Annotated in this window: 21 protein-coding genes and 3 tRNA genes; 7 read left to right on the top strand and 17 right to left on the bottom strand. The window is 62.6% G+C overall.

All coding sequences use genetic code 11. From position 1 onward, the window contains the following. Positions 1-28 precede the first annotated feature (28 nt). Positions 29-655 (top strand): TIGR00730 family Rossman fold protein, encoded by a 627-nt coding sequence (locus ELS24_RS08245; protein ID WP_050446093.1) that lies wholly within the window; start codon positions 29-31, stop codon positions 653-655. A gap of 57 nt (positions 656-712) precedes the next feature. Here the strand turns inward: ELS24_RS08245 and ELS24_RS08240 are convergent, their stop codons facing one another. Beyond that, positions 713-2,134: a M20 family metallopeptidase gene (locus ELS24_RS08240; protein WP_127183830.1), complete on the bottom strand. Its 1,422-nt coding sequence runs from the start codon at positions 2,132-2,134 to the stop codon at positions 713-715. An 88-nt stretch (positions 2,135-2,222) separates the two neighbouring features. Beyond that, complete coding sequence (locus ELS24_RS08235; protein ID WP_127183829.1) at positions 2,223-3,089, bottom strand: LysR family transcriptional regulator; 867 nt, start codon at positions 3,087-3,089, stop codon at positions 2,223-2,225. A gap of 109 nt (positions 3,090-3,198) precedes the next feature. Between ELS24_RS08235 and ELS24_RS08230 the strand changes: the two genes are divergently transcribed. Then, a complete protein-coding gene (locus ELS24_RS08230; RefSeq protein WP_127183828.1) occupies positions 3,199-3,597 on the top strand; it encodes a tautomerase family protein in 399 nt (132 codons plus the stop codon). Between the two features lie 108 nt (positions 3,598-3,705). On the opposite strand, the gene typA is transcribed toward ELS24_RS08230, so the two are convergent. From typA to scpB, 8 genes are all read right to left on the bottom strand, one after another. Continuing rightward, a complete protein-coding gene (typA, locus tag ELS24_RS08225; protein WP_050446073.1) occupies positions 3,706-5,529 on the bottom strand; it encodes a translational GTPase TypA in 1,824 nt (607 codons plus the stop codon). After that, complete coding sequence (gene truB / locus ELS24_RS08220; protein WP_050446074.1) at positions 5,526-6,278, bottom strand: tRNA pseudouridine(55) synthase TruB; 753 nt, start codon at positions 6,276-6,278, stop codon at positions 5,526-5,528. The genes typA and truB overlap by 4 nt, the downstream gene beginning before the upstream one ends. 39 nt (positions 6,279-6,317) lie before the next feature. After that, positions 6,318-6,719, bottom strand: a complete 402-nt coding sequence (gene rbfA / locus ELS24_RS08215; protein WP_006218273.1) for a 30S ribosome-binding factor RbfA — start codon at positions 6,717-6,719, stop codon at positions 6,318-6,320. A gap of 23 nt (positions 6,720-6,742) precedes the next feature. Then, positions 6,743-9,793, bottom strand: coding sequence for a translation initiation factor IF-2 (gene infB, locus ELS24_RS08210; RefSeq protein ID WP_127183827.1), 3,051 nt, complete (start codon positions 9,791-9,793; stop codon positions 6,743-6,745). Between the two features lie 95 nt (positions 9,794-9,888). Next, a complete protein-coding gene (nusA, locus tag ELS24_RS08205) occupies positions 9,889-11,367 on the bottom strand; it encodes a transcription termination factor NusA (RefSeq protein WP_050447915.1) in 1,479 nt (492 codons plus the stop codon). Then, complete coding sequence (rimP, locus tag ELS24_RS08200) at positions 11,364-11,867, bottom strand: ribosome maturation factor RimP (RefSeq protein WP_050447914.1); 504 nt, start codon at positions 11,865-11,867, stop codon at positions 11,364-11,366. The genes nusA and rimP overlap by 4 nt, the downstream gene beginning before the upstream one ends. Positions 11,868-12,398: 531 nt before the next feature. Further along, positions 12,399-14,234 (bottom strand): 23S rRNA pseudouridine(2605) synthase RluB, encoded by a 1,836-nt coding sequence (rluB, locus tag ELS24_RS08195; protein WP_164741227.1) that lies wholly within the window; start codon positions 14,232-14,234, stop codon positions 12,399-12,401. A gap of 35 nt (positions 14,235-14,269) precedes the next feature. Beyond that, a complete protein-coding gene (scpB, locus tag ELS24_RS08190) occupies positions 14,270-15,475 on the bottom strand; it encodes an SMC-Scp complex subunit ScpB (protein WP_050447912.1) in 1,206 nt (401 codons plus the stop codon). Between the two features lie 62 nt (positions 15,476-15,537). On the opposite strand from scpB, the gene ELS24_RS08185 reads away from it, so the two are divergent. Further along, positions 15,538-15,614, top strand: a tRNA-Met gene (locus ELS24_RS08185). On the opposite strand, the gene ELS24_RS08180 is transcribed toward ELS24_RS08185, so the two are convergent. The 4 genes from ELS24_RS08180 to ELS24_RS08165 form a co-directional block, all read right to left on the bottom strand. Beyond that, positions 15,593-15,823: a hypothetical protein gene (locus ELS24_RS08180; protein ID WP_127183825.1), complete on the bottom strand. Its 231-nt coding sequence runs from the start codon at positions 15,821-15,823 to the stop codon at positions 15,593-15,595. The genes ELS24_RS08185 and ELS24_RS08180 overlap by 22 nt on opposite strands. A gap of 366 nt (positions 15,824-16,189) precedes the next feature. Then, a complete protein-coding gene (locus ELS24_RS08175) occupies positions 16,190-17,095 on the bottom strand; it encodes a LysR family transcriptional regulator (RefSeq protein ID WP_127183824.1) in 906 nt (301 codons plus the stop codon). 113 nt (positions 17,096-17,208) lie between these two features. Continuing rightward, positions 17,209-18,225, bottom strand: coding sequence for a CobW family GTP-binding protein (locus ELS24_RS08170; protein ID WP_127183823.1), 1,017 nt, complete (start codon positions 18,223-18,225; stop codon positions 17,209-17,211). A gap of 131 nt (positions 18,226-18,356) precedes the next feature. Continuing rightward, positions 18,357-18,432, bottom strand: a tRNA-Asn gene (locus ELS24_RS08165). A 235-nt stretch (positions 18,433-18,667) separates the two neighbouring features. Between ELS24_RS08165 and ELS24_RS08160 the strand changes: the two genes are divergently transcribed. The 4 genes from ELS24_RS08160 (at position 18,668) to ELS24_RS08145 (ending at position 22,394) form a co-directional block, all read left to right on the top strand. Further along, positions 18,668-18,743, top strand: a tRNA-Thr gene (locus ELS24_RS08160). A gap of 139 nt (positions 18,744-18,882) precedes the next feature. Beyond that, complete coding sequence (locus ELS24_RS08155; protein ID WP_050447910.1) at positions 18,883-19,542, top strand: response regulator; 660 nt, start codon at positions 18,883-18,885, stop codon at positions 19,540-19,542. After that, positions 19,539-20,873 carry an ATP-binding protein gene (locus tag ELS24_RS08150; protein WP_127183822.1) on the top strand — a complete coding sequence of 445 codons (1,335 nt, stop codon included), beginning with the start codon at positions 19,539-19,541 and terminating at the stop codon, positions 20,871-20,873. The genes ELS24_RS08155 and ELS24_RS08150 overlap by 4 nt, the downstream gene beginning before the upstream one ends. A gap of 78 nt (positions 20,874-20,951) precedes the next feature. After that, on the top strand, positions 20,952-22,394 hold the full coding sequence (locus tag ELS24_RS08145) for a DegQ family serine endoprotease (protein ID WP_127183821.1): 1,443 nt from the start codon (positions 20,952-20,954) through the stop codon (positions 22,392-22,394). Positions 22,395-22,417: 23 nt separating this feature from the next. On the opposite strand, the gene maiA is transcribed toward ELS24_RS08145, so the two are convergent. Genes maiA through ELS24_RS08130 form a run of 3 tightly spaced genes read right to left on the bottom strand, consistent with a single transcriptional unit; the run spans position 22,418 to position 24,564 of the window. Next, positions 22,418-23,062, bottom strand: coding sequence for a maleylacetoacetate isomerase (maiA, locus tag ELS24_RS08140; protein WP_127183820.1), 645 nt, complete (start codon positions 23,060-23,062; stop codon positions 22,418-22,420). Positions 23,063-23,110: 48 nt separating this feature from the next. Then, positions 23,111-24,088 (bottom strand): 4-hydroxy-3-methylbut-2-enyl diphosphate reductase, encoded by a 978-nt coding sequence (gene ispH, locus ELS24_RS08135; protein WP_127183819.1) that lies wholly within the window; start codon positions 24,086-24,088, stop codon positions 23,111-23,113. Next, the gene (locus ELS24_RS08130) at positions 24,088-24,564 is read right to left on the bottom strand and encodes an FKBP-type peptidyl-prolyl cis-trans isomerase (RefSeq protein WP_083447433.1); all 477 of its coding nucleotides are present in this window, start codon (positions 24,562-24,564) and stop codon (positions 24,088-24,090) included. Before ELS24_RS08130 ends, ispH begins: the two co-directional genes overlap by 1 nt. Positions 24,565-24,601 lie beyond the last annotated feature (37 nt).

Below are 24,601 nucleotides of genomic sequence, written 5' to 3'. Positions count from 1 at the left end.
ACCCGCCGGCAAACAGATTCCGCTGATTATGTCAGAGATACGGACGGCGGCAGACGAGCTCGCGCACATCGGGCCCGCAGTCAGCGTCTTCGGCAGTGCACGAGTCAGCCGTAATTCCCCCCATTATGAAACCACCATCGCCATCTCGGCCGCCCTGGCCAGCGCCGGTTTTGCGGTCATCGCGGGCGGTGGCCCCGGCATCATGGAGGCCGCCAACAAAGGGGCCTTCGAGGCTGGCGGCACCAGCATCGGGCTGAACATCAGCCTGCCGCACGAGGCCCACAACAACGAATACCAAACCATCAGCCTGTCGTTCGAGTATTTTTTCTCGCGCAAGGCCACGTTCTTCATGCACAGCTTCGCCTACGTGGCGATGCCGGGCGGCTTTGGCACCCTGGACGAGCTCTTCGAAGCGTTGACGCTCATCCAGACGGGCAAAGTGCCGCCGGCGCCCATCGTGCTGGTGGGTAGCGAATACTGGTCAGGGCTGGTCGACTGGCTGGGCGATCAGGTGCTGGGCAACGGCATGATCGGCGCGCACGACCTGGACCTTTTCATCATCGAGGACGACCCCGTCAAAGTGGTGCGCCGCGTCGTGGAATTCCATGACAAGGTCACTTCCGAAGCGCAATACGCGCCGTCCCTGCCGGCTTGAACGTGGAGGCGGTCCTCTGCTGAGGACCGCCGTGCTGCTTCTGGCCCGCCTTGCCGCCTAGCGCTTGAACGACGGCACCACCTCGTCCGGAATGGGGCACACATAGGGCTGCCCACGCCGCGCGTCCAGCAGTTCCTGCTTGGCGCGCGCCAAGGCTTCCGGCCGCGCAAGCAAATCGGCCGCCGTTGCCGCAATGATCTTGGCGGCGTGCACCATCCCCTTGTGCGCCATCGACATCTTGCCCTGCGCCACCATCTGCCAGGAATGGAACGGCGTGCCATAGGCGTAGCAGGCGCCCCAGCATTGCGCCGTGGGCGTCACCCAACTGACATCGCCCACGTCCGTCGAGCCATAAGTGATCTCGGTCTTGGCCGGGTCAAACGGCGCCACGCCCGCAAACAGCGGCGTGGGGTTGCGCAGTACCGCGCCCAGGTTCTTGCCAGCGTTATCGATGTCGTCTTCCGTGATGGAATCCCACATCCGGCGCGCCGCCTGTTCTTCGCCCGCCGTGTAGGCCGGGCCTTGCAGCGCCTGCATATTGGCGTACATGATCTCGTTCAGCACACGGTTCGGCATGTAGTTCGAGCACGCCTTGTCGAACACGATGTCCAGCTCACAGCCAGTCATCAGCGCCGCGCCGCGTGCCACGTTCTTGACCCGTTCATAGAGTTCGGCCGCCTGCGAATTAATGGGCGCCCGCACCAGGTACAGCACCTCGGCGCGGGCCTGCACCACGTTGGGCGAAATGCCGCCGCTATTGGTCACGGCGTAATGCACGCGCGCGTCCGGCACCATGTGCTCGCGCAAGTAGTTCACGCCCACGTTCATCAGCTCCACGGCGTCCAGGGCGCTGCGGCCCAGATGCGGGGAATTCGCGGCATGCGCCGCGATGCCGCGAAAGCGGAAGTAGGCCTGAATGTTCGCCAGCGTGGACTGATGGAAGATCCCGGTGTGCGAAGCCGGATGCCATGTCAAGGCAGCATCAAGCTCATCGAAAAGGCCCTCGCGCGCCATGAAGGTCTTGCCCGACCCGCCCTCTTCCGCCGGACAGCCGTAGAAACGGATGGTGCCCGGCAACTGGTTGGCTTCCAGGAATTCCTTGACCGCCACGGCAGCAAAGTGCGCTGCCGTGCCCAACAAGTGGTGGCCGCAACCGTGGCCATTGCCATTGGGCGTTTCAGGCGACGGCTGGCACGCAAAGGCGCCACTTTCCTGGCTTAAGCCGGACAGCGCGTCATACTCGCCCAGGATGCCGATGACGGGCCCGCCGTGGCCGGCTTCGGCCACGAATGCCGTGGGAATGCCGGCCGCGTCGCGGGTAATGCGAAAGCCGGCTTCTTCCAGCATCGCAATGTGCAATTCGGCCGACTTGTGTTCGTCGTAGCGTAGTTCGGCCAAGCTCCAGATGCGGTCGCTCAGTTCCGCATAACGCCCGCTGCGCGCGTCGATGAACGGCGCAAGTTTGTCGATGGCACCCATGATGTCTCCTCTGCTGGTTTCGGCAGTGTCGATCATTTTTCGGTCCGAGGCGAGCCTATTGAAGCTCCGCTGGCCGCACCAGATTCGATCAGCCCAGGGCCTTGACGATGGCCTCTCGCGCCAATCCGATGAACTCGCTTTCCCCGCTGCGTGCGGGCAGCAGGCGAAATTCCACCGAGGGCAACGCGGGCAATCCAGGTGCATGCAAACGCGCGATCCCTGGCGCCAGGGCGGATTCATTCAGGCAGGCCACGCCCAGCCCGGCCGACACCGCCAACTGCAATCCCGCCACCCCAGACGCCACGTGCGCCACCGTATAAGGCACGGCACGCCGCGCAAGCTGCCGTTCCACATACTGGCGCAATGCGCAGGTCTCCGGCAGCACCAGCAATGGCAAGGGAGCGTCGTCCGACGGCGCGCCTGCGCCCTCGGCCGCCATCCAGAGCAGCGGCTCGCGGCGCAACAGCGCACCCTGCGCACGCGCCCGGGGCGCACCGCGCTCCTGGATCGACATCGATATGCCCACGTCGATCTCACCGCGCTCGTAAGCAGCCTCAATGGCGCCGCTTTTCATGATCGTCACATGCAGCCGCACCTGCGGGTACTGCTCGTTCAATCGCCGCAGCATGCGCGCCACGTCGCCGGGCCGAAAGTAATCCGTAATGAAAAATCGCAGTTCGCCGCGCAACGCCACGCCACGCAGATCGCGATAGGCCTCGTCGCTCAAGGCCAGGATGGCGCGCGCGTGTTGCAGCAGGCGTTCGCCCGCGGGCGTGGCCGTCACCCCGGTTTTACCGCGCACCAGCAGGGCCTGGCCGGCGCGCTCTTCCAGTTTGCGCATCTGTTCGCTGACCGACGATTGCGACAGGAAAACCTTCGGCGCTGCCGCCGTCAGGCTGCCCGCGTCCAGCACGGCGACCAAGGTGCGCAACTGGTCCAGATCAAATCCTGACATTGCCCTATCCAACGGATTTATCGATGGATGAAATCGTAATTTCCCGCTTTTCCGATGTCAAACGGCTTTTTACACTGGCCTTGTACCCCTCACAAACCGGAGTCCTGTCATGCCCCATATCGTCGTACATCTTTCTGGCCAATCCGATCCCGCCATCAATCGCCGCGTCGTCGACGCCGTGGCCGGGCTGACCCAGTCCGTGCTGGGCAAGAAGCTGCCAGTCATTGCGATTACCTTGCAGCACATCCCCCACGATCTGTGGTTTATCGGCGGCACGCCGCTCTCCGAGCAGGGCAAGAACGCCTTTCACCTGGACATCAGCGTCACGGACGAAACCAATACCAAGGCCGAGAAGGCGCGTTTCATCAAAGAGATCTATGCGGCGTTCCAGAGCATTCTGGGCGAACTGCACGAATGCTCTTACGTGCATGTGATCGACGCGCGCGCGGCCGCGTATGGGTATGGCGGCGCTACCCAGGAATACCGGCATCAGCAAAGCGGACTATAAGAAAGGCGCGCTATATGACTGCCCGCGCAGCATAAAAAAAACCGCGCACCCGAAGGTGCGCGGCTTGTCTTGTGCGAAGGCCACAGCGGCTGTGGCCATCGTGCCCGCTTAGGCCGAGGCTTCGCGCGCGGCGCGCTTGCGTTCGTTTTCCAGCAGGTGGCGCTTACGCAGACGGATCGACTTCGGCGTGATTTCCACGAGTTCGTCGTCGTCGATGAATTCAACGGCGTATTCCAGCGACATCTGGATCGGCGGAACCAGACGCACGGCTTCGTCGGTACCCGAGGCGCGCACGTTCGTCAGTTGCTTGCCCTTGATCGGGTTCACAACCAGGTCGTTGTCGCGGCTGTGAATGCCGATGATCATGCCTTCGTACAGCGCATCGCCCGGGCTCACGAACATGCGGCCGCGATCCTGCAGCTTCCACAGCGCGTAGGCCACGGCATCGCCTTGGTCCTGGCTGATCAGCACGCCGTTGCGGCGTTCGCCGATCGCGCCTTCCTTGACGGGGGCGTATTCGTGGAAGATGTGGCTCATCAAGCCCGTGCCGCGCGTCAGCGTCAGGAACTCGTTCTGGAAGCCGATCAGGCCACGGGCCGGGATCAGGTATTCCAGGCGCGTACGGCCACGGCCGTCCGGCTGCATGTCCTGCAGGTCGCCCTTGCGGCGGCCCAGCTCTTCCATCACGCCACCCTGGTGGGCGTCTTCAACGTCGATGGTCAGCGATTCAAACGGCTCGCACTTCACGCCGTCGACTTCCTTGAACACCACGCGCGGACGCGACACGGCCAGCTCGTAGCCTTCGCGGCGCATCGTTTCCAGCAGAATCGTCAGGTGCAGTTCGCCACGGCCCGACACTTCAAACACCGTATCGTCGCCCGTGTCACGCACACGCAGCGCCACGTTGGACTTCAGTTCGCGGTCCAGGCGGTCACGCACTTGGCGGCTGGTCACGAACTTGCCTTCACGGCCGGCCAGCGGCGACGTGTTCACCATGAAGTTCATGGTCAGCGTCGGCTCGTCGATGCGCAGCATCGGCAGGGCTTCCTGCGTGAGCACGTCGGTCACGGTGCAGCCAATGCCCAGTTCTTCGATACCGTTGATCAGCACGATGTCGCCGGCTTCGGCTTCGTCAACCACGACGCGCTCCAAGCCATGGAACTTCTGAACCTGGTTGATGCGGCCCTTGCCGCCCTGGCCGTCCGGGCCAAACTTGTAAGCCACTTCCATGCCGGGGCGCATGCGGCCACGGTTGATGCGGCCCACGCCGATCTTGCCGACGTAGCTGTTGTAGTCCAGCGAGATGATCTGCATCTGCAGCGGGCCGTTGGGGTCATCTTCACGCTGCGGCACGTGTTGCAGGATGGCTTCGAACAACGGGCGCATGTTGCCTTCGCGCACGTCCGGGGTCAGGCCGGCGTAGCCCGACAGGCCCGAGGCGTAAACCACCGGGAAGTCCAGCTGCTCTTCGGTCGCGCCCAGCTTGTCGAACAGGTCGAACGTGGCGTTGATGACGAAGTCGGTACGCGCGCCGGGACGGTCAACCTTGTTGACGACCACGATCGGCTTCAGGCCCAGGGCCAGCGCCTTGCGCGTCACGAAAATGGTCTGCGGCATCGGGCCTTCAACGGCGTCAACCAGCAGCAGCACGCCGTCAACCATGGACAGCACGCGCTCGACTTCACCACCGAAGTCGGCGTGGCCCGGGGTGTCGACGATGTTGATGTGCGTGCCTTCGTATTCAACGGCACAGTTCTTGGCCAGAATCGTGATGCCGCGTTCTTTTTCCAGATCGTTCGAGTCCATGACCCGTTCGGTCAGCGCCTGGTTTTCGCGGAAGGTGCCGGATTGGCGCAGCAGCTGGTCGACCAGGGTTGTTTTACCGTGGTCCACGTGGGCGATGATGGCGACGTTGCGCAAGGCGCGAGTCATAGCGAGTCCTTTAAGGTCAGGGTGGAGGGCAGCAAGCCCTCCGGCAATTCGTTCAGTGCAAGCAATGCCTGCTTCGGGTCTGGCATGGCCTGCAAGGCTTCCAGCTCAACGGCGCGTTCCAGAGAAAATGGCCCGACATGCGTGCGCCGCAGCGCCGTCAGGTGGGCGTAACAGCCCAGCACGCGCCCGATGTCCTGGGCCAGTGTTCGGATGTATGTGCCTTTACTACAAGCCACATCGATCTCTGCCTGCGTTCCCGAAAGGGACAACAGCTCGATGCGGTGAATCGTGATCTGGCGCGGGGCCCGTTCGAGTTCGATGCCGGCGCGCGCGTACTCGTACAGCGGCTTGCCGTCGCGCTTGAGCGCGGAGTACATCGGCGGAATCTGCTCGATGGTGCCCGAGAAACGTGACAGCGCGTCGCGCAGCGCTTGCTCGTCAACGGTAAAGCCCGGCTCGGCGGTTGACACGACATTGCCGGTCAGGTCGCCAGAATCGGTTTCGCTGCCAAATTGCAGCGTAGCGCGATACGCCTTGTCGGCGTTGAGCATCGCGCCGGAAATCTTGGTTGCGCGTCCCATGCAGCACACCAGCAAGCCGGTGGCGAAGGGATCCAGCGTGCCCGTATGACCGGCTTTCGCCGCGTCCATGGAACGCTTGGCGCGTTGCAAGGCGTGGTTGCTCGACAAACCTACGGGTTTGTCGAGCAACAGCACACCGTCGAGCAAAAGCCCGCGTCGTTTAGCCATCGTCGGAATCCGGTTGAAAAAGCAGTGACGACAGCCCGATCAGGACTGGTCTTCAGGTTCGTCAGGCACGCCCGAGTGGGGGCCGGGCCGATTTGCGCGGTCGATGAGGATCGACATTTCGATGCCACGGGCGATTTGCTCGTCGTGGAAGAAGCGCAAAGTGGGGACAGTGTGTATGTGCAGCAGCTTGTAAAGCTGGGAATGCAGCCAACCGGCTTTTTCGTTCAGCAAGGCGGTGGCGGCTTCGGGCTCGGCGCCCAAAACCGTGAACCACACCTTGGCATGCGCGTAGTCGGTCGACAATTCCACACCGGAGAGCGTGATCAGCCCAGCGCGAGACATATCGATTTCGCGCTGGATGATCTCCGCCAGATCCTTTTGGATCTGGTCGGCCAGCCGCAAATTGCGACCGGGGATGGCTTTGGACTTGTGACGGCTCATTAGCAATAATGCCTCGCGACGCTTTACAGCGTACGCGCGATTTCCTTGATTTCAAAGACTTCCAGCTGGTCACCCACCTGGATGTCGTTGTTGCCGCGCAGCGTAAGACCGCAATCGAAGCCCGACTTGACTTCCTTGACGTCGTCCTTGAAGCGGCGCAGCGATTCAAGATGCCCCGTCCACTGAACCACGTTGTTGCGCAGCAGGCGTACCTGGGAATCGCGGCGGACGATGCCGTCAAGCACCATACAACCAGCGATGTTGCCAAGGCGCGAGATGCTGTAGACCTCACGGATCTCGACCAGGCCGATGATTTCTTCTTTCTTCTCGGGCGCCAACATGCCCGACATGGCCGCCTTAACTTCATCCACGGCGTCATAGATGATGTTGTAGTAGCGCACGTCGATGCCGTTGTTTTCGGCCAGCTTCTTGGCGCTTGCTTCCGCACGCACGTTGAAGCCGATCACGACCGCGTTCGAAGCGATGGCCAGGTTGATGTCGGTTTCCGAGATGCCGCCGACAGCCGCGTGCACCACTTGCACACGAACTTCGTCGGTCGACAGCTTGACCAGCGACTGCACCAGCGCTTCCTGCGAACCCTGCACGTCGGTCTTGACGATAAGCGTGAGCGTTTGCGTGCCCTCGCCCAGGTTGTCGAACATCGATTCCAGCTTGGCGGCCTGTTGGCGCGCCAGCTTGACGTCGCGGAACTTGCCTTGGCGGAACAGCGCGATTTCTCGTGCCTTGCGTTCGTCGGACAGCGCCATCAGTTCGTCGCCGGCGGCCGGCACTTCGGTCAGGCCCTGGATTTCAACCGGGATGGACGGGCCGGCCGATTGGATCGGCTTGCCGTTTTCGTCCAGCATGGCGCGCACGCGGCCAAAGCTTGCGCCGGCCAGCACCACGTCGCCGCGCTTGAGCGTACCGCTTTGCACCAGGATCGTCGCGACCGGGCCACGGCCCTTGTCCAGACGGGCTTCGATGACCAGACCCTTGGCGGGTGCGTCTTCCGGCGCCTTCAGTTCCAGCACTTCGGCTTGCAGCAGCAAGTTTTCGAGCAGGTCGTCGATGCCTTCACCGGTCTTGGCCGACACGCCCACGAAGGGCACGTCGCCGCCGTATTCTTCCGGCACGACCTGTTCGGCAACCAATTCCTGCTTGACGCGTTCCGGGTTGGCCGAAGGCTTGTCGATCTTGGTCACGGCCACGACCATGGGCACGCCCGCGGCCTTGGCGTGGTGGATGGCTTCACGCGTTTGCGGCATCACGCCGTCGTCGGCGGCCACCACCAGAATCACGATGTCGGTCGCCTTGGCGCCGCGGGCACGCATGGCGGTAAACGCTTCGTGGCCCGGGGTGTCAAGGAAGGTCACCATGCCGCGTTCGGTTTGAACGTGGTAGGCGCCGATGTGCTGCGTAATGCCGCCGGCTTCGCCCGCGGCAACCTTGGCGCGGCGGATGTAATCCAGCAGCGAGGTCTTGCCGTGGTCGACGTGGCCCATGACGGTAACAACCGGGGCGCGCGGCAGTTGCTCGGCTTCGGACACCGCGGTGGAATCGTCCAGGAACGCTTCCGGATCATCCAGCTTGGCGGCAATCGCCACGTGGCCCAGTTCTTCAACCACGATCATGGCCGTTTCCTGGTCCAGTACCTGGTTGATGGTGACCATCTGGCCCAGCTTCATCAGATGCTTGATGACTTCGGCGGCCTTCACCGACATCTTGTGAGCCAGATCGGCCACGCTGATGGTTTCCGGCACGTGCACTTCGCGAGCAATGAATTCTTGCGGTGCGGGCTCGTTGCGGCGGTCGTTCTGCTGGTTGCGGCCACCACGGCCGCCGCCCTTGCCACCACCCTTGCCACCTGCACGCCAGCCGTCACGGCTGGCCGGGGCTGCGGGCTTGTCGGCCGGCTTCTTGCGCGACGCGTCATCAGACCAGGTCGAAGCGACTTCGGCGGTCTTGATGGTCTTCTTCGTGCCAGGAGCGGCGGGCTTGGCGTCTTTCTTGGCGCCGGGCGTGGCGCCCGGCTTGCCGGCCGGCTTGTGCAGCGTGCCCGAAATCGGAGCAGCGGCGGCGGCGGGCGCCTCCGGCTCGGGGGCACGCAATACCTTGCGCGGACGGTTCAGCATTTCGCGCAGCGCGGCGGCTTCGGCCTCGGCGGCACGGCGGGCCTCATCGCGGCCACCCGTCGTAGCGGAAGCGGCAAGCGGCGGGCCGGCGCGGCGGTTGTCGGCACGATTGCCCACCCGGACGGGGGGCGTGGCCGGCGCGGGCGCGGCGGGCTGCACGGGTTCGGACTTCGCGGCAGGCTGCGCCTGGGCGATCGGCGCATTGGCCTGGGGGGAAGGTGTATCGGACTTATTGGCTAGCACAACGGGTTCCGGCTTGGCTTCTTCAGCCTTGGGCTCGGTGGATTCAGTCTTAACTTCGGGCTTGGCCTCTTCGGCCACGGGCTCGGCAGGAGCAGGCGCCGGCGTCGGTTCGGGTTCAGGCTGGGCCTGAACTTCGGCGGCTTGCGCCTCGACGGTGGCGGGCACTTCGGCCGCGACGGATTCAACAGGCGCGGGCGCTTCAACCGGCGCGGGCGCTTCTACAGCAACAGGCTCTTCCGCCTCGACGGGGGCCGGAGCCTCCGCTTGGACGGGCGTGGCTTCGCGGGGCTCGGCCACGGCAGGAGCCTCGGGTGCAGCCGGCGCGGACACCTGCTGCTCTTCTTCAACAGCAACTTCATCTTCGGCACGCGCGGACGCGGCCTGCTCCAGGGCAATTTCGGAGGGATCACGCTTGACGAACACGCGCTTCTTGCGCACTTCGACCTGAATCGTGCGCGAGCGGCCGGTGGCGTCAGCCTGCCGGATCTCGGACGTCTGGCGGCGCGTCAAGGTGATCTTCTTGCCTTCGGTCGCGCCATGGGCGCGGCGCAGCGATTCGAGCAATTTCGCCTTGTCGCTGTCGGTGACGGAATCGTCAACCGATTTGAGGTCAACACCAGCCGAGCGCAGCTGATCCAGCAGCACGTTGGCAGGCATTTTCAGCTCGGTAGCGAACTGGGCGACGGTGTTACTCGACATTAGGCTCTCTCTTCCCTATATGCAGCAATTACAAACAACGTGAACTTGCAGTGGATGAATCCAGCACTACCCACCGCAGACCCGTGTCCTTATGGTTATTCTTCGTCGAACCAATGGGCACGGGCACGCATGATGAGGTCGCTGGCTTCCTGCTCGGTCAAACCGGCGATTTCCGCCAGTTCGTCCGTTGCCAATTCGGCCAGATCATCTCGCGTATGCACTTGGCGCTCGGCCAGCTTGGCAGCCAGCTCTTGCGTCATGCCTTCGAGTTCAAGCAAATCCTGTGCGGTCTCAAGACGCTCTTCCTGAGCAATTGCCTCAGTCAGCAGCGCGTTGCGGGCACGGGCGCGCAATTCATTGATGGTGTCTTCGTCAAACGCTTCGATTTCCAGCAGTTCCTGCATGGGCACGTAAGCGATTTCCTCGATACCGGTGAAACCTTCGTCGATCAGGATGTCAGCGACTTCCTCATCAACGTCCAACTTGCTCATGAACGTGGTGCGCAGACCCGAGCGCTCGACTTCCTGGCGGTTCAGGCTTTCTTCCGGCGTCATGATGTTGATCTGCCAGCCAGTCAGCTCGGACGCCAGGCGCACGTTCTGACCCTTGGCGCCAATGGCCTTGGGCAGGTTTTCCTCGTCGACGACGACGTCCATCGCATGCTTGTCTTCGTCAACGACGATCGATTCGACGTTGGCCGGCGCCAAGGCGCCAATGACAAACTGCGCGGGGTCTTCCGACCACAACACGATGTCGACCTGTTCGCCGCCCAGCTCGTTGCGCACCGCGGTGACACGCGAACCACGCATGCCCACACACGTGCCGATCGGATCGATACGCTTATCGTATGCCACCACGGCGATCTTCGCACGCACACCCGCATCGCGAGCAGCGGCCTTGATCTCGAGCAGGCCCTGCTCGATTTCCGGAACTTCATTCTCGAACAACTGGCGAATGAACTCGGGCGAGGTGCGCGACAGGATGACTTGCTGGCCACGCGCGGCGTGGTCAACACGCAACACGAAGGCGCGGACGCGATCGGCAACCCGGAGGTTTTCCTTCGGGATCATTTCGGAACGCGGCAGGCGCGCTTCGATCTTGCCCGTTTCGACGATGGCGTCGCCCTTGTCCATGCGCTTGATCGTGCCGGACACAATGGTTTCACCACGGTCCAGGAAGTCGTTCAGCACCTGTTCGCGTTCGGCGTCACGGATCTTTTGCAGGATGGCCTGCTTGGCCGCCTGCGCGCCGATACGGCCGAATTCGATGGGCTCAAGCGGCTCTTCGATGTATTCGCCTTCCTGGATATCAGGAACGATTTCCTGCGCATCCGACAGCATTTCCTGCTTGTCGGGCTCTTGCAGGCCAGCTTCGTCCGGCACCACCAGCCAGCGGCGGAAGCCTTCGTGATCGCCGGTTTCCCTATCGATGGCGACACGAATGTCCGCATCATCCTTGAAGCGCTTTTTCATGGCCGAGGCCAGCGCGCTTTCCAACGCACCGAACACGACGTCACGCGTGACGTTCTTTTCACGCGCCAAGGCATCGACCAACAGAAGAATTTCGCGACTCATCGCTTTTTGCCCTTGAAATCCAGAACGGGATCCAGTTTTGCACGTTCGATATCTTCGACCGTGAAATTCAACACCTGGATTTCGTTCTTTTTTGCCTCAAATTCGAGACCGAAGACGGTCTTGTGCATCCCAGCAGCGGCATCCGAGGCGGCGGCGTCGTCTTCGGGCACGGTCAACGTGCCGGAGAAAACCTTACGTCCGTCTAATGCCTCGCGCAGCTTGATCTCGATGCGCTCGCCAGCAAACCGGCGGAATTCAGCCTCATTGCGCAACGGGCGATCTATACCCGGCGAACCGACTTCCAGCCGTTTGTAATCGACGTTCTCGACTTCGAACACCCGCGACAATTGGCGGGACACCTGCTCACAGTCTTCGATGCGCACACCGCCGACCCGATCGATCGTTACGCGCAAAAGGCCCAGGGCGGCACGCTCGACGTCCACGAGTTCGACGTCCATGCCGGCCAGAGCCTCTTCGGTCAATGCGAATAAATCAGCCATATACTCAAAAAAAATGGGCTGCACGCCCAGCCCACCGATATTGCGCAGAGCCCAGCCGCTTCCCTACTACACGTAAGGAGCAATGCTGGGCAGCGCCCTATATTGCGACCTAATTTGATGCACCATGGGTTGTCCAACCCTGCCCGCTCAAACCCAACCTTTCAGGTTCGGCGGCACTTGGTGCATATCCGATGCCAACTGCTATTGAACTGCGCCATGCTGCCGCGCGCCAATTTGATCATTGACTGCTCGATCCGTTCAGACTCGATCTGTTCAGACCCAATCCTTTCAGACCCAACCCTTTCAGACCTGCCCCTGCGCATTACCCGCCAGAGGCGGCTGCCCACTATCCGCCAGAGGCGGCTTGCCCGCTACCCGCCAGAGGCGGGACGCAAAAAGCAATGACGCGAAGCCATGAAAACCATTGATTTTACCAGATAAACAGGAAAAACGCCTGATTCATCTAGGGCTTACGCTTATACGGGACATATCGCGGCCAGCGGCGCGGCCAACGCGCCACTGGCAGGCAAATCAGCGACCTTGACGACCACGCCCACCCATGACGCCCAGACGGGATTCATGCGCGGATGCGCTGCGGGGTTGCCAGTCGTCGCCACGCGGCGCCGACGAGGCTGCACGCGGTGCGCGCGGTTTGCCGCCCGCACCCGGGCCCTTATTGGCCGCCGAGCCGCCCGCGCTGCGCGGTCCTTCGGACTTGTTTCCGCCACGCCCACCCGCAGCCGCGGGCTTGCCATTCCGACCACCGTTGCCGCCGCGCGCGCCTTGCGGCTTGCCGCCCGGCTTGCCACCGGGAGGCTTGCGGCCACCGCCCATCTGGCCTTCGGCCACGTTGCCGACAACGCCGGCATCTACCGATGCCACATTGCCCGGTTGTCCGCCCGCTGCCGCCGCACGCGGACCGCGCGGACCACGCGGCTTGCCACCCATCTTGCCAGCAGGCTTGGCGCCCGGCTTACCGCCGGGCTTGCCATCGGGACGCCCGCCGCCCGCCGATGCCGAGCGACCACCGCCGGGCTTGCCGCCCTTGCGATTGCCACCAGCGCCTTCCGCGGCAAGCGGATGACCGTTGGCATAACCGCCTGCGATCATCAGACCAGTACCGAACGGGTCGGACGGACACGCCGCCGCTTGCCCGGCGCTACCCAAGCGGCCGCCTTGCAGCTTGCCGCGACGGCCGATACGGGCGCCATTCATGCCATTGCGATCCATGGTGCCGAAGCCCGGGGGCAGCGCGCTGTCATGGGATTGGGGTTGCTTTGAGCGACGGCGGTTACCACCCGATTCGTCGTCTTCGCGCAACAGTCCAAGCTGGACCATCAAGGCGGTGACCAACGAGCCATCCAGTTCTTCCCAGCGGCCGCGACGCAAGCTGCGAGGCAGCACAACATCGCCGAAGCGGGTACGAATCAGTCGGCTGACGGTGACGCCAACCGCTTCGAACATGCGGCGCACTTCGCGGTTACGCCCCTCTTGCAGGGTGACGCGGTACCAGCGATTGCTGCCGTCGCCGCCCAGATAGTCCAGCGCGCCGAATGCCGCCAGGCCATCTTCAAGCTCAATACCATCGACCAGCGACTGGCGTTGCGCTTCATCCATCTCGCCCAGCACACGGACGGCGTATTCCCGCTCGGTACCGTAACGGGGATGCATGATGCGGTTGGCCATATCGCCAGACGTCGTGAAGATCAACAGACCTTCCGTATTCAAGTCCAGCCGCCCCACCGACAACCATTTACCCGTGCGCAACTTGGGCAGACGCGCAAACACGCTGGCGCGGCCACCCGGATCGTCGTGACTGACGATTTCGCCTGCCGGCTTGTGATACAGGATCACGCGCGGGGGCTTCTTTGTATTGGTACGCATGATGGGCTTGCCGTTCACGCGAACCTGATCATTGGGCGCAACGCGTTGGCCGATATGAGCTGGCTCACCATTGACCGAGACGCGGCCGGCCACGATCAGCTCTTCCATCTCGCGGCGCGAGCCGATGCCTGCATCCGCCAGCACCTTGTGCAGCTTGGGCATGACCGAATCGCTGTTCAGGTACTTGCCCAGCCGCTGCTCCATGCGCTCAGCGTTGTCAAGATACGACAGCGCTTGTTCCGCTTCTTGCTCGCCACCACGGGAGTCAGCCGACTCGACCAAGGCGGCGGCGGCCGGCTGGCCACCTGCCGCCGGCGCCTGCTCTGCCGCGGCATCTCCACGACGGCGGCGGAAAGGCGTCCTTAGCTTGCGGCCGCGCCCACGGGCACCGGCCTCGCCTTCGGCGGCGGGTTCGCGCACGGAAGAGGAATCCGGCTGACCGTTGGAAACGGTGTCATCCGAACGGGGATTGTCGTCCTGCATTGCTGTATTCGTTGTCACTGGGACAGCTCCGAATTTCAAACTTGGGTACGCCTGCCAGGGGCGGGCTCGTCATCATCAGGGGACGCCGAATCGCGGCCAGCGCCAGGCTGCGCCGGATCCACGTCATCCGAAGCCGAGGAAGCGGCATCGGTTTCGGGCCGAACAGGATCATCAAGGCCGAAATCGGGCTCATGCCCAGCTGCGCCAGGCGCTGCGTGATCGGTCTCGTCAATCGGGTCGGTCGGTTCCGCGTGTTTTGCGTGCTCGACACTTTCCTTTGCAGCACCGGCCTCAGTAGGGTCGGCGGCCATATCGGAAATGTCGTTACCGGTTCTGTCGTCGGGAAAACCGGACAGGATCGGCGTATTGGACAAGCCTTCGGCTTGCTCCCGGACGGTGGATTCGTCATCGGGATCCGCGCCTTCTTCTGTGCGCGAAACGACGGATTCTACGCTATCGACCGGGTCTATGGGTGCATCCTGTTCCGAAACAGGCAATTCCGCAACGGGGAGATCGCTATTTTCGCGGGCTTCGTCCGCATTTCCGACGGCAAATTCCCCTTGATTCCCCTTTCCGCCATCGCTGGCGGCCTCGGCCAAACCGTTCATAGTTTCGGCGGCAACCTCCGCCTCAGCCGGTTCATTCGTGGGAATGGCGCCCTCGCCGGTCAATTGCTGCACCTCGCCGAGGTCCAGCCCGGCCAGCGCGGCTGCGGCCTGGGCGGATTCCAGGGGCGGCAACTCGTCCAGCGCGCGCAAGCCCAGATCATCAAGGAACTGGCGCGTGGTGCCAAACAGAGCCGGACGCCCCGGCGCATCACGGTGCCCGATCACCTCGATCCACCCTCTATCTTCCAGGGCTTTCACGATTTGCGACGAGACGGTCACGCCGCGTATGTCTTCGATATCGCCCCGCGTTACCGGTTGGCGCCAAGCCACGATAGCCAGCGTCTCCATGACGGCTCGTGAGTACTTGGGCGGCTTTTCTGGGCTGAGCCGCTCAAGATAGCGCTGCATATGCGGCCGGCTTTGAAATCGCCATCCGCTCGCCAATTGCACCAGCTCAAGACCACCATCGGCCCAATTGGCTTGCAGCGTCTCCAACAGCCCGCGCAGCTTGCTGTTGTCGAACTGCTCATCATCCCCGAATAGCTTGCGCATATCGGACAGTTGCATCGGCTGCACCGCGCATAGCAACGCGGTTTCCAGCACGAGTATTGCCTCACTATCGTTCATCGACATTCAAATTCAAAAAGGGCTAACTTGCACCCGGTGGAAAATAAGGTTAATATTCTTTTCTCAGACGCGGGGTGGAGCAGTCTGGCAGCTCGTCGGGCTCATAACCCGAAGGTCGTAGGTTCAAATCCTGCCCCCGCAACCAAATTGATCAAGGCCTGGCGAATGCGCCGGGCCTTTTTCATTTGCGCCGTCTTTACTGATCACATCGTCGTTGATCACATTCTCAGCGGCTTGCGCCGCGCGCGCGCGCCAGGCATCCGCGACCACCACCGACTCCACGCCTACCCTGCCCTGCCGCACGCCCATGCGTGCAGAACTGCGATGGGCGACGTAAAAGGGCGTAGTGTTCACAGGGTTCCTGGGTTGACTGCCATGCGCGGCAAGCACGCGCCCACACAGGCGCGCCAATCAAGATGGGGCAATGGCCTGCCACTTCGATGCGCGGCAGAGGCCTTAAGCAAATTCTGGAAAAGATGGCGAAAATCGCCAACAAGCCTGCAGGACGAGCCGGAATCCGGCATCCTAGTCCCGCGGCAATCAATATCAAGGGCCCGGACCATCAAGCTTTGGGGGGCCAGATCTGCGCCAGACTTAAAATTCTTGAATATTTTCGAAGACTACATGCTAGCGGACATTGACTCGCCCGCGCATTTTGAAAATTATACCGCCATAACCCAAGCCCTCAAGGCCGAAAATCCACACCACGGCGTACCGCAGCTATGCCCCAGGCTTGTCCCACGGCGCGGAACCCAGCCGCTCGACCAGAAAATCCAGCATGGAGCGCAATATCAGCGGCATTTGCCGGCGTGATGCGTACACCCCGTAAATACCAAGCTCTTGCGGTTTGCATTGCGGCAGAATCGCCCTCAATCGGCCTGCGGCGATATCTTCCGTTGCGCAGTAAGTGGGCAACATCGCAATACCCGCGCCCTCCAGCGCGGCGCTCAGCAGTACGGACGCCTCGTTGGCGCTGATATTGCCACTGACCGGCACATCCACAGGCTGACCATCACGCTCGAAGCGCCACAGGCTTTTGCCAAAGTAAGAGTGGGTAAGGCAGTTACGCTGAGACAAATCTTCGATGCGCGCCGGCATGCCTTCGCGAGACAGATACTCGGGAGATGCGCACACCACGGAACGGCACACCGCCAGCTTGCGGGCGATCAGGTTGGGATCCAGGTCGTTAGTGATGCGGACAGCCAAGTCGACCCGCTCTTCGACCAGATTGACAGCCCGCTCCACCAACATCAGATCAACCGAGGTATCCGGGTGCAGCTTGACGTAGTCAGCTACCACGCGCGCCAACTGACGCGTGCCGAATGACATGCTGGTGGTAAGCCGCAACAAGCCGCGCGGCGTGTCTTCGGGCGTGGACACCGCACTGCGCAGATCGCCCACCATATCCAGCATCTGCCGGCAGCGCGGCAAAGTTTCCGCGCCCGCGGGTGTAAGGCTCAAGCGACGCGTCGTGCGATGCAGCAAGCGCACCCCCACCCACTGCTCCATTTCCGCCAGATAGCGCGACACCATGGCGCGCGACATATCCAAATGAACTGCCGCCGCCGACAGGCTACCCCGGTCGGCAACTTCCACGAACACCTGCATCGCCTTCAAACGATCCATGATTGTCTCGGTTCTTGCATCAGACCGTACCGGTTATACCGTATTTCTGTGCAACATCCGCGCCAAAATGGCGACATTTTGAGCGCTGCGCACCCCGCAATACCCGCACAGAATCAAGCTGGCGCCTGGCCCAGCGCCTCGATCACCGCCGCACGAACCTCCGCAACGTCCAGGCCTCGCACGATATAGACCAATTGGGACGCCCGCTCATCACTTGGCCACTGCGCCAGCGTCCGCAAGGGATACAGCTCGCCATGCACACCATGCACCTCGCATGGCAGCGTGTCTCCCTCGAAACACACCAGCCCCTTCATGCGCAAAATGCCCGGACCAAAGCGCTCTTGTATACGGGAGACGCCCGCCAGAAACGCGGCCCGCCCCAGCGGGGACGACAACACCAATGAAAAACTGCCCACACTCGCATGCCGGCTGGCGCCTGGCCGCGCAAAAGCCTGCAGCCAATTCGACAATGCCGCGCCATCGCGCCGCACCAGTCCATCTGGACCATCACGCAGGATGCCAGCCAACGGAGAGTCGTGTCGTTGCACGCAGCGCTGCGCGCCAGGGTTGACGGCAATGACCGCTTGCTCAACCCGCCGCAATTGCGCCGAGTCGGCCAAATCGGATTTGCTCAATACAACAGTGTCGGCCAGCGCCAATTGCCGCGCCGCCTCGGGCTGGTTCGCCAATTGTGCTTCGCCGTGGCGCACGTCCACCAAGACGATTGCGCCGCGATACGCATAGCGTTCGGCAAGAAACCGGTCATGCTTGAGCATGAATAGCGTCGAGGCGGGGTCAGCCAGCCCACTGGTTTCAATGATCACACGCCGAAACGGCTTGATCCGGCGACTGACCGCCAGCATGAACAGATCACGCAAGGTATCAACCACCGCGCCGCTGACAACACAGCAAAGACAGCCGCCTTCGACGAGCACCACATTGGCGGGCGCCAACCTGACCAAGTGATGATCCACCCCAACATCGCCATACTCATTGACGATGACGACCGCCTCGGAATAGGCGGACTCGTGCAGCAAACGGTTGAGCAGCGAGGTCTTGCCGCTACCCAGAAAACCCGAGAGCACCGTCACGCCAATGCGCTTATCCTCTTTCTGCCTATCGTCTTCCATCACTCAACCCGAAAGAACCAACAGAGCGACAAAAAGGGCCACCCGCTTTCGCGAGTGGCCCTTTTGTTCGGCTTTGGATCCCTAGGCGTTAGCATCTTTTTCAGCTGCAGCTTATTGATCTTGAATTTTTTTGGCTCCCCGAGCTGGGCTCGAACCAGCGACCTGCGGATTAACAGTCCGTCGCTCTACCGACTGAGCTATCGGGGATCTGCCAAGAACGTAATTATGACCTAAATTTTTAGCGCATGCAAACTGCGATTTTTTTTCTTCTTTTTTGGCCAGTTGTTTCCCATCGCCAAAAAACTCTGATATGATTTCGGTCTTTCCAGATCAGGCCCCATAAACAGGGCGAAAAACTGGGAAGAACAAAGATGTTTTGCTTGAAGTTTGAGCGTCGGTGAAATCCTGATTTCGACACGCATGAATTGAAGCAAATGGTCTTGCCGGCATAGCTCAGTTGGTAGAGCAGCGCATTCGTAATGCGAAGGTCGTAGGTTCGACTCCTATTGCCGGCACCAAATTCTAAAAGCAGCCCTCTCGGGCTGCTTTTTTCATTTCCGCGCCAGAACATTTCTTGCTCCCTGGCCCGCTTGGGAACTCCCCCCGCCCGCCGCGCATCCAACTTGCTGGATTTCATTCAGCAAAGCGAAGACCACCATGCGCATCCTCCTTGTCGAAGACGACCTCATGATCGGTGAAAGTGTGCTGGATTGCCTGCGCGCGGAACACTACGCCGTTGATTGGGTCCGGGACGGCAACGCCGCCGAATTGGCGCTGCGCACCGACACCTATGATCTGATCCTGCTTGACCTGGGTCTGCCCAAGCGCGACGGCCTGGCCTTGCTGCGCGACCTGCGCACGCGCAAGGACCGCACTCCAGTGCTGATCGCCACCGCCCGCGACGCCGTCAGCGACCGCATTGCGGGGTTGGACGCGGGTGCCGATGACTACATCGTCAAACCCTATGACGTGGATGAGTTGCTGGCGCGCATGCGCGCCCTGATCCGCCGCAGCGCCGGCCGCGCTGAACCCGTGTTCGAACATGACGGCATCACGATCGACCCACAGGCACACGCCGCGATGGTGGACGGCACACCCGTGGCGCTGACGGCCCGCGAGTGGGCCGTGCTGGAACCCCTGATCTCGCGCCCCGGCATGATCTTTTCACGCGCGCAACTGGAAGAAAAACTCTACAGCTGGAAAGACAGCGTCAGCAGCAACGCGGTTGAAGTTTATATTCATGGCCTGCGCAAGAAACTAGGCTCGGACTTGATTCAGAACGTCAGAGGCGTCGGCTATGTCATTCCTAAAACATGAGCATCAGGCTTAGCGGTTCACTACGCGCCCGCCTGCTTTTTTTTCTGCTGGCCGCCATTGTGTTCGGCGCGCTGGCGCAGGGCGTAATCGCCTATCGCAGCACGCTGGCTCAGGCCGACGATATCTTTGATTCGCTGCTGCAGCGCACCGCGCTGTCACTGGGCACGGGCGACGGCCTGCTCAGCACCGGCCCCACCCATAGCCGGGGTGCCGCCACACCCATGGCCGACGACCTGATCATCCAGATCTGGACCCCGGACGGCTTGCGCGTCTTCAATTCCCGCTCTCGCCGCCCCCTGCCCGACCAGATCGTGCTGGGCTTTTCCGATGCGCGGATGGAAGGCACCACCTATCGCGTGTATTCGCTGGCGACCCCCTTCCAGGTAATCCAGGTGGCGCAGGACATGGCCGTGCGCAAACACATGGCGCGTGAACTCGCGCTGCGCACCATCGCCCCCATTGCGGCAGCAGCGCCGTTGTTGATGCTTATCGTCTGGTGCGTGGTCAGTTGGTCCTTGCGGCCGGTCAAGCGCGCGCGTGCGCAGGTGGCGGCGCGCCAGCCCGAAGACCTGTCGCCCGTCAATGTGCAAGGGCTGCCCGATGAAATCCGCCCGCTGATTCTGGAATTGAACCTGCTGCTGGAGCGCATGCGCGGCGCTTTCGCCCAGCAGAAACAGTTTGTGGGCGACGCGGCCCACGAACTGCGCTCGCCCTTGGCGGCGCTGCGGCTGCAATTGCAGGCGTTGCAACGCGCGGGCGACCCGGACACGCGCCAGGTTGCCGAACAACGCCTGGCTGCCGGCATTGACCGCGCCACCCGGCTGGTCGAGCAACTGCTGTCCATGGCCCGCCACGAAAGCGCCGCGGAGCGGACGCCAGCCGGTCCCGTGGACTTGGCCGATGTACTGCGCCAGGCCGTGTCGGAAACGCTGGTGCAGGCCAATGCAAAGTCGATCGCCATCGACCTGGAAGGCGCGCCCGATGCTCGCGTGCAGGGCCATCACGACGCGCTGGTCTTGCTGGCCCGCAATCTGCTGGACAACGCCATCAAGCACTCGCCCGCTGGCGGACGCATCCGGCTCCGCCTGGAGGCGTTGCCAGACAAAGTGCTTGTCCTGATCGACGACGAAGGCCCCGGCATTCCGCCCGCCGAACGCGAACGCGTATTCGACCGCTTCTATCGCGCCGAGGGCAATACGCAGCACGGCAGCGGGCTGGGGCTGTCGATCGCGCGCGCCATTGCCGATCAGCACGGCGCCCAGATTTTTCTTGAGGACGCGCCGGGCGGCCAGGGCTTGCGCGCCCGCGTGGAACTTCCGCTTTCGCGTTGATCAGGCCGTTTTAAGATTCCCCTAAGTGTCAGGCCCGAAGATAGCGCCATGTCCTCAAACATGAACGCAGGAGCCGACATGAAGACCTCGCAACTGAAACCCTCGCGCCTGATGCTGGCGCTGCTGGCCGCTGGCGCCATTGGCGGCGCGGGCGCAACCGCCGTGATGGGCGGCGTGTCGATGGCGGCCAACGCGCCGACCGCGATCGCTGCCCCGCAATCCCTCAATACCTCCAGCCCGCCCAACTTCGCGCAGATTACCCGCGATTTTGGACCGGCCGTCGTCAACATCAGCGTCAGCGGCACCCGCAAGGTGTCGGCCGATGATGATGACCCCTTCGCCCAGTTCTTCGGCCAGATTCCCGGAGCGCGCGGCGGCATGCCCTCGCGTGAAGTGCCGATGCGCGGCGAAGGTTCGGGCTTCATCATCAGCAATGACGGCATCATCCTCACCAACGCGCACGTGGTACAGGATGCCAAGGAAGTCACCGTCAAGCTGACCGACCGCCGCGAATACAAGGCGAAAGTGCTGGGCGCCGACCCGCAAACCGACGTGGCCGTGATCAAGATCGACGCCAAGAACCTGCCGGTGGTCAAGGTGGGGGACGTCAACCAATTGCAGGTGGGTGAATGGGTGCTGGCCATCGGCTCGCCGTATGGCCTGGAAAACACCGCCACCGCGGGCATCGTCAGCGCCAAGGGCCGTTCGCTGCCCGACGACACCTCCGTGCCCTTCATCCAGACGGACGTAGCGGTCAACCCGGGCAATTCGGGCGGCCCGCTGTTCAATGACCGGGGTGAAGTCGTGGGCATCAATTCGCAGATCTACAGCCGCACCGGCGGCTTCCAGGGCCTGTCGTTCTCGATTCCCATCGACGTGGCCTACAAGATCAAGGACCAGATCCTGGAGCACGGCAAGGTGCAGCATGCGCGTCTGGGCGTGACGGTACAGGAAGTGAATCAGGACCTGGCCAATTCGTTCAAGCTGGAGTCGCCGTCGGGCGCGCTGGTGTCCAGCGTGGAGAAAGGCAGTGCCGCCGCCAAGGCCGGCCTGCAACCCGGCGACGTGGTCAGGCAGATCAACGGCAAGACCATCGTGTCCTCGGGCGACCTGGCATCGATGATCACCCTGGCCTCGCCCGGTGAAAAGATCAAGCTGGACATCTGGCGGGCGGGCGCCCCGAAGGAACTCGTCGCCACGCTGGGCGGCATCCCCAAGGACAAGACGCAGGCGTCCGCCGGCGATCAGGAAGTGCAACGCGGCCAACTGGGCCTGGCGCTGCGCCCCCTGAGCCCGCAGGAACAGCAGGCATCAGGTACCGAAGGTTTGCTGATCGAGCGCTCTGCCGGTCCGGCCGCCAAGGCGGGCATTGAACCGGGTGATGTGCTGCTGTCGCTCAATGGCGTGCCGGTGCACAACATCGGGCAAGTGAAGGAAGCGCTGTCCAAGGCGGGCAAGACCGTTGCCCTGCTGGTACAGCGCGGCGAAGACAAGATCTTCGTGCCGGTGCAGATCGGCTAAGCCCCCCTGCCGGCTTCCCGGGTTTACTCCGCGTCGGGCTGCTTGCCCGGCGCGGCGTCTGCAAAAGCCGGCAATTCGCGGCAAGCGGCATCGATGCGCATCACGTTCGGCATGGCTGAAAGGTCGCAGTCGAAACGCTGCGCATTAGCCACCTGCGGCACCAGGCACAGGTCGGCGATGGTCGGCGAGTCGCCGTGGCAAAAGCGGCCCGTGGCGCAGGAACGCGCCAACTGCGCTTCCAGGGCCTCCAGGCCTTGTTGCACCCAATGTTTGTACCAGGCGGTCTTGGCCGCTTCGTCCACGCCCAGCGTGTGCTTCAGATACTTCAGCACGCGCAGGTTGTTCAAGGGATGCGTGTCGCACGCGATGCCTAGCGCCAGATCGCGCACTCGCGCGCGGCCAATCGCATCGGACGGCAACAGCGGCGTCTGGGGATGCGTTTCTTCCAGATATTCGATGATGGCAAGCGACTGGCCGATGACGGCCTCGCCATCGATCAGGGTCGGCACCAGCGCCGTCGGATTCAGCTTGCGATACCCGTCCGACAACTGTTGACCGCCATCCTTCATCAGATGCACGGGCAGATATTCGTAGGTCAGGCCCTTCAGATTCAGGGCGATGCGCACGCGGTACGCAGCCGAGCTGCGGAAATAGCTGTACAACTGCATGAAGTCTCCTTGATGTTTTTCCCGGCGCCGCGCACAAGCGGCGCCTGCCTATTCCAGCGATTCCGTCTGCGCGGCCTTGCGCGACAAGCCCTTGGGCAACGGAAAGGCCACATTCTCTTCCAGGCCAGGCATGGTGCGCACCGACACCGCGCCCAATTCCTTGACGCGGTCGATCACCTGCTGCACCAGGACCTCAGGCGCAGACGCGCCGGCCGTCACACCAATGCGCTTGCGGTCGACCAGCCACGCCGGGTCAATGGAATGCGCACCGTCAATCAGGTATGACGCCACGCCCTTGCGCTCGGCCACTTCGCGCAGGCGGTTGGAGTTCGAACTGTTCGGGCTGCCCACGACCAACACCAGGTCACACTCGGGCGCCATCACCTTGACCGCATCCTGGCGGTTCTGCGTGGCATAGCAGATATCGCTTTTCTTGGGTTCGACAATGCTGGGAAAGCGCGCCTTCAGTGCCTGCGATACCGCCGCCGCGTCATCCACCGACAAGGTCGTCTGCGTGACGTAGGCCAGGTTTTCAGGGTCATTGACCTGCAGGCCCGCCACGTCGTCCACGGTTTCGACCAGATACATGCCGCCTTGCGCCTGCCCCAGCGTGCCTTCGACCTCGGGATGGCCCTTGTGGCCGATCATGATGATCTCGCGGCCGGCGGCGCGCATGCGAGCCACTTCAATATGAACCTTGGTCACCAGCGGGCAGGTGGCGTCAAACACCTGCAGCCCGCGCGACTCGGCCTCCGCCCGCACCGCCTTGGACACACCGTGGGCCGAGAACACGACGATGGCGCCAGCGGGCGCGTCGTCCAGTTCGTCGATGAAGATCGCGCCCTTGGCGCGCAGGTCTTCCACCACATAGCGGTTGTGGACGATCTCATGGCGCACGTAGATCGGGGCGCCGTGCAGTTCGATCGCGCGCTCGACGATGTCGATGGCGCGGTCCACGCCGGCACAGAAGCCGCGCGGCTGGGCCAGCACGACTTCGGCGTCGGAGGCGGTAACGGCCTTGCTCATCAGAGAACTCCCAGCAGCGCCACGTCCAGTTGCAAGCGGACGCCCGCAAGCGGATGGTTGAAGTCGAACAACGCCGACTCATCGTTGATTTCTTTCAGCACGCCCGAATAGCGTCCGCCGTTGGGCGCAGTGAATTCCACCAGGTCACCGGGTTCGAACGTCGCATCGGCGCCCGCGTGCTCGGCCAGCATCGCGCGCGTGACCCGTTGAATCAGCTCGGGATTGCGGTCGCCATAGGCGTCCGCCGGCTCCAGGGTGACGCTGAACTTTTCGCCTTCGGCATGGCCGATCAGCGCAGCTTCCAGGCCGGGCGCCCACTGGCCGCTGCCCATTTGCAGCGTGCCGGGACGGCCGTCGAACGTGTTGGTGAACACCGAGTCCTTGCCAGGACCGGACGCAAGCGTGATTCGGTAATGCAGCGTCAGGTAGGAATCCTGACGGACAAAAACGTTCACTTCGTTAGAGGCGATGCTCAAGATCTGCCACCGTATGGATATTGGATAAACCCTGATT

This window comes from Achromobacter spanius (assembly GCF_003994415.1).
In the GTDB taxonomy this organism is placed as follows: Bacteria; Pseudomonadota; Gammaproteobacteria; order Burkholderiales; family Burkholderiaceae_B; genus Achromobacter; species Achromobacter spanius_C.
Note: the sequence above shows the minus strand (reverse complement) of the source record. Positions and strands in the feature narration are given on the sequence as shown.

Coding starts and splice junctions, on each gene's coding strand:
- rbfA (WP_006218273.1), bottom strand. CDS start 6,719: ATGAGCCGTCACAAGTCCAAAGCCATCCCCGGTCGCAATTTGCGGCTG.
- ELS24_RS08235 (WP_127183829.1), bottom strand. CDS start 3,089: ATGTCAGGATTTGATCTGGACCAGTTGCGCACCTTGGTCGCCGTGCTG.
- infB (WP_127183827.1), bottom strand. CDS start 9,793: ATGTCGAGTAACACCGTCGCCCAGTTCGCTACCGAGCTGAAAATGCCT.
- ispH (WP_127183819.1), bottom strand. CDS start 24,088: ATGAGCAAGGCCGTTACCGCCTCCGACGCCGAAGTCGTGCTGGCCCAG.
- typA (WP_050446073.1), bottom strand. CDS start 5,529: ATGACTCGCGCCTTGCGCAACGTCGCCATCATCGCCCACGTGGACCAC.
- rimP (WP_050447914.1), bottom strand. CDS start 11,867: ATGGCTGATTTATTCGCATTGACCGAAGAGGCTCTGGCCGGCATGGAC.
- ELS24_RS08170 (WP_127183823.1), bottom strand. CDS start 18,225: ATGGAAGACGATAGGCAGAAAGAGGATAAGCGCATTGGCGTGACGGTG.
- ELS24_RS08155 (WP_050447910.1), top strand. CDS start 18,883: ATGCGCATCCTCCTTGTCGAAGACGACCTCATGATCGGTGAAAGTGTG.
- ELS24_RS08150 (WP_127183822.1), top strand. CDS start 19,539: ATGAGCATCAGGCTTAGCGGTTCACTACGCGCCCGCCTGCTTTTTTTT.
- ELS24_RS08240 (WP_127183830.1), bottom strand. CDS start 2,134: ATGGGTGCCATCGACAAACTTGCGCCGTTCATCGACGCGCGCAGCGGG.
- ELS24_RS08175 (WP_127183824.1), bottom strand. CDS start 17,095: ATGGATCGTTTGAAGGCGATGCAGGTGTTCGTGGAAGTTGCCGACCGG.
- ELS24_RS08145 (WP_127183821.1), top strand. CDS start 20,952: ATGAAGACCTCGCAACTGAAACCCTCGCGCCTGATGCTGGCGCTGCTG.
- maiA (WP_127183820.1), bottom strand. CDS start 23,062: ATGCAGTTGTACAGCTATTTCCGCAGCTCGGCTGCGTACCGCGTGCGC.
- truB (WP_050446074.1), bottom strand. CDS start 6,278: ATGGCTAAACGACGCGGGCTTTTGCTCGACGGTGTGCTGTTGCTCGAC.
- scpB (WP_050447912.1), bottom strand. CDS start 15,475: ATGTCGATGAACGATAGTGAGGCAATACTCGTGCTGGAAACCGCGTTG.
- ELS24_RS08230 (WP_127183828.1), top strand. CDS start 3,199: ATGCCCCATATCGTCGTACATCTTTCTGGCCAATCCGATCCCGCCATC.
- nusA (WP_050447915.1), bottom strand. CDS start 11,367: ATGAGTCGCGAAATTCTTCTGTTGGTCGATGCCTTGGCGCGTGAAAAG.
- ELS24_RS08245 (WP_050446093.1), top strand. CDS start 29: ATGTCAGAGATACGGACGGCGGCAGACGAGCTCGCGCACATCGGGCCC.
- rluB (WP_164741227.1), bottom strand. CDS start 14,234: ATGCAGGACGACAATCCCCGTTCGGATGACACCGTTTCCAACGGTCAG.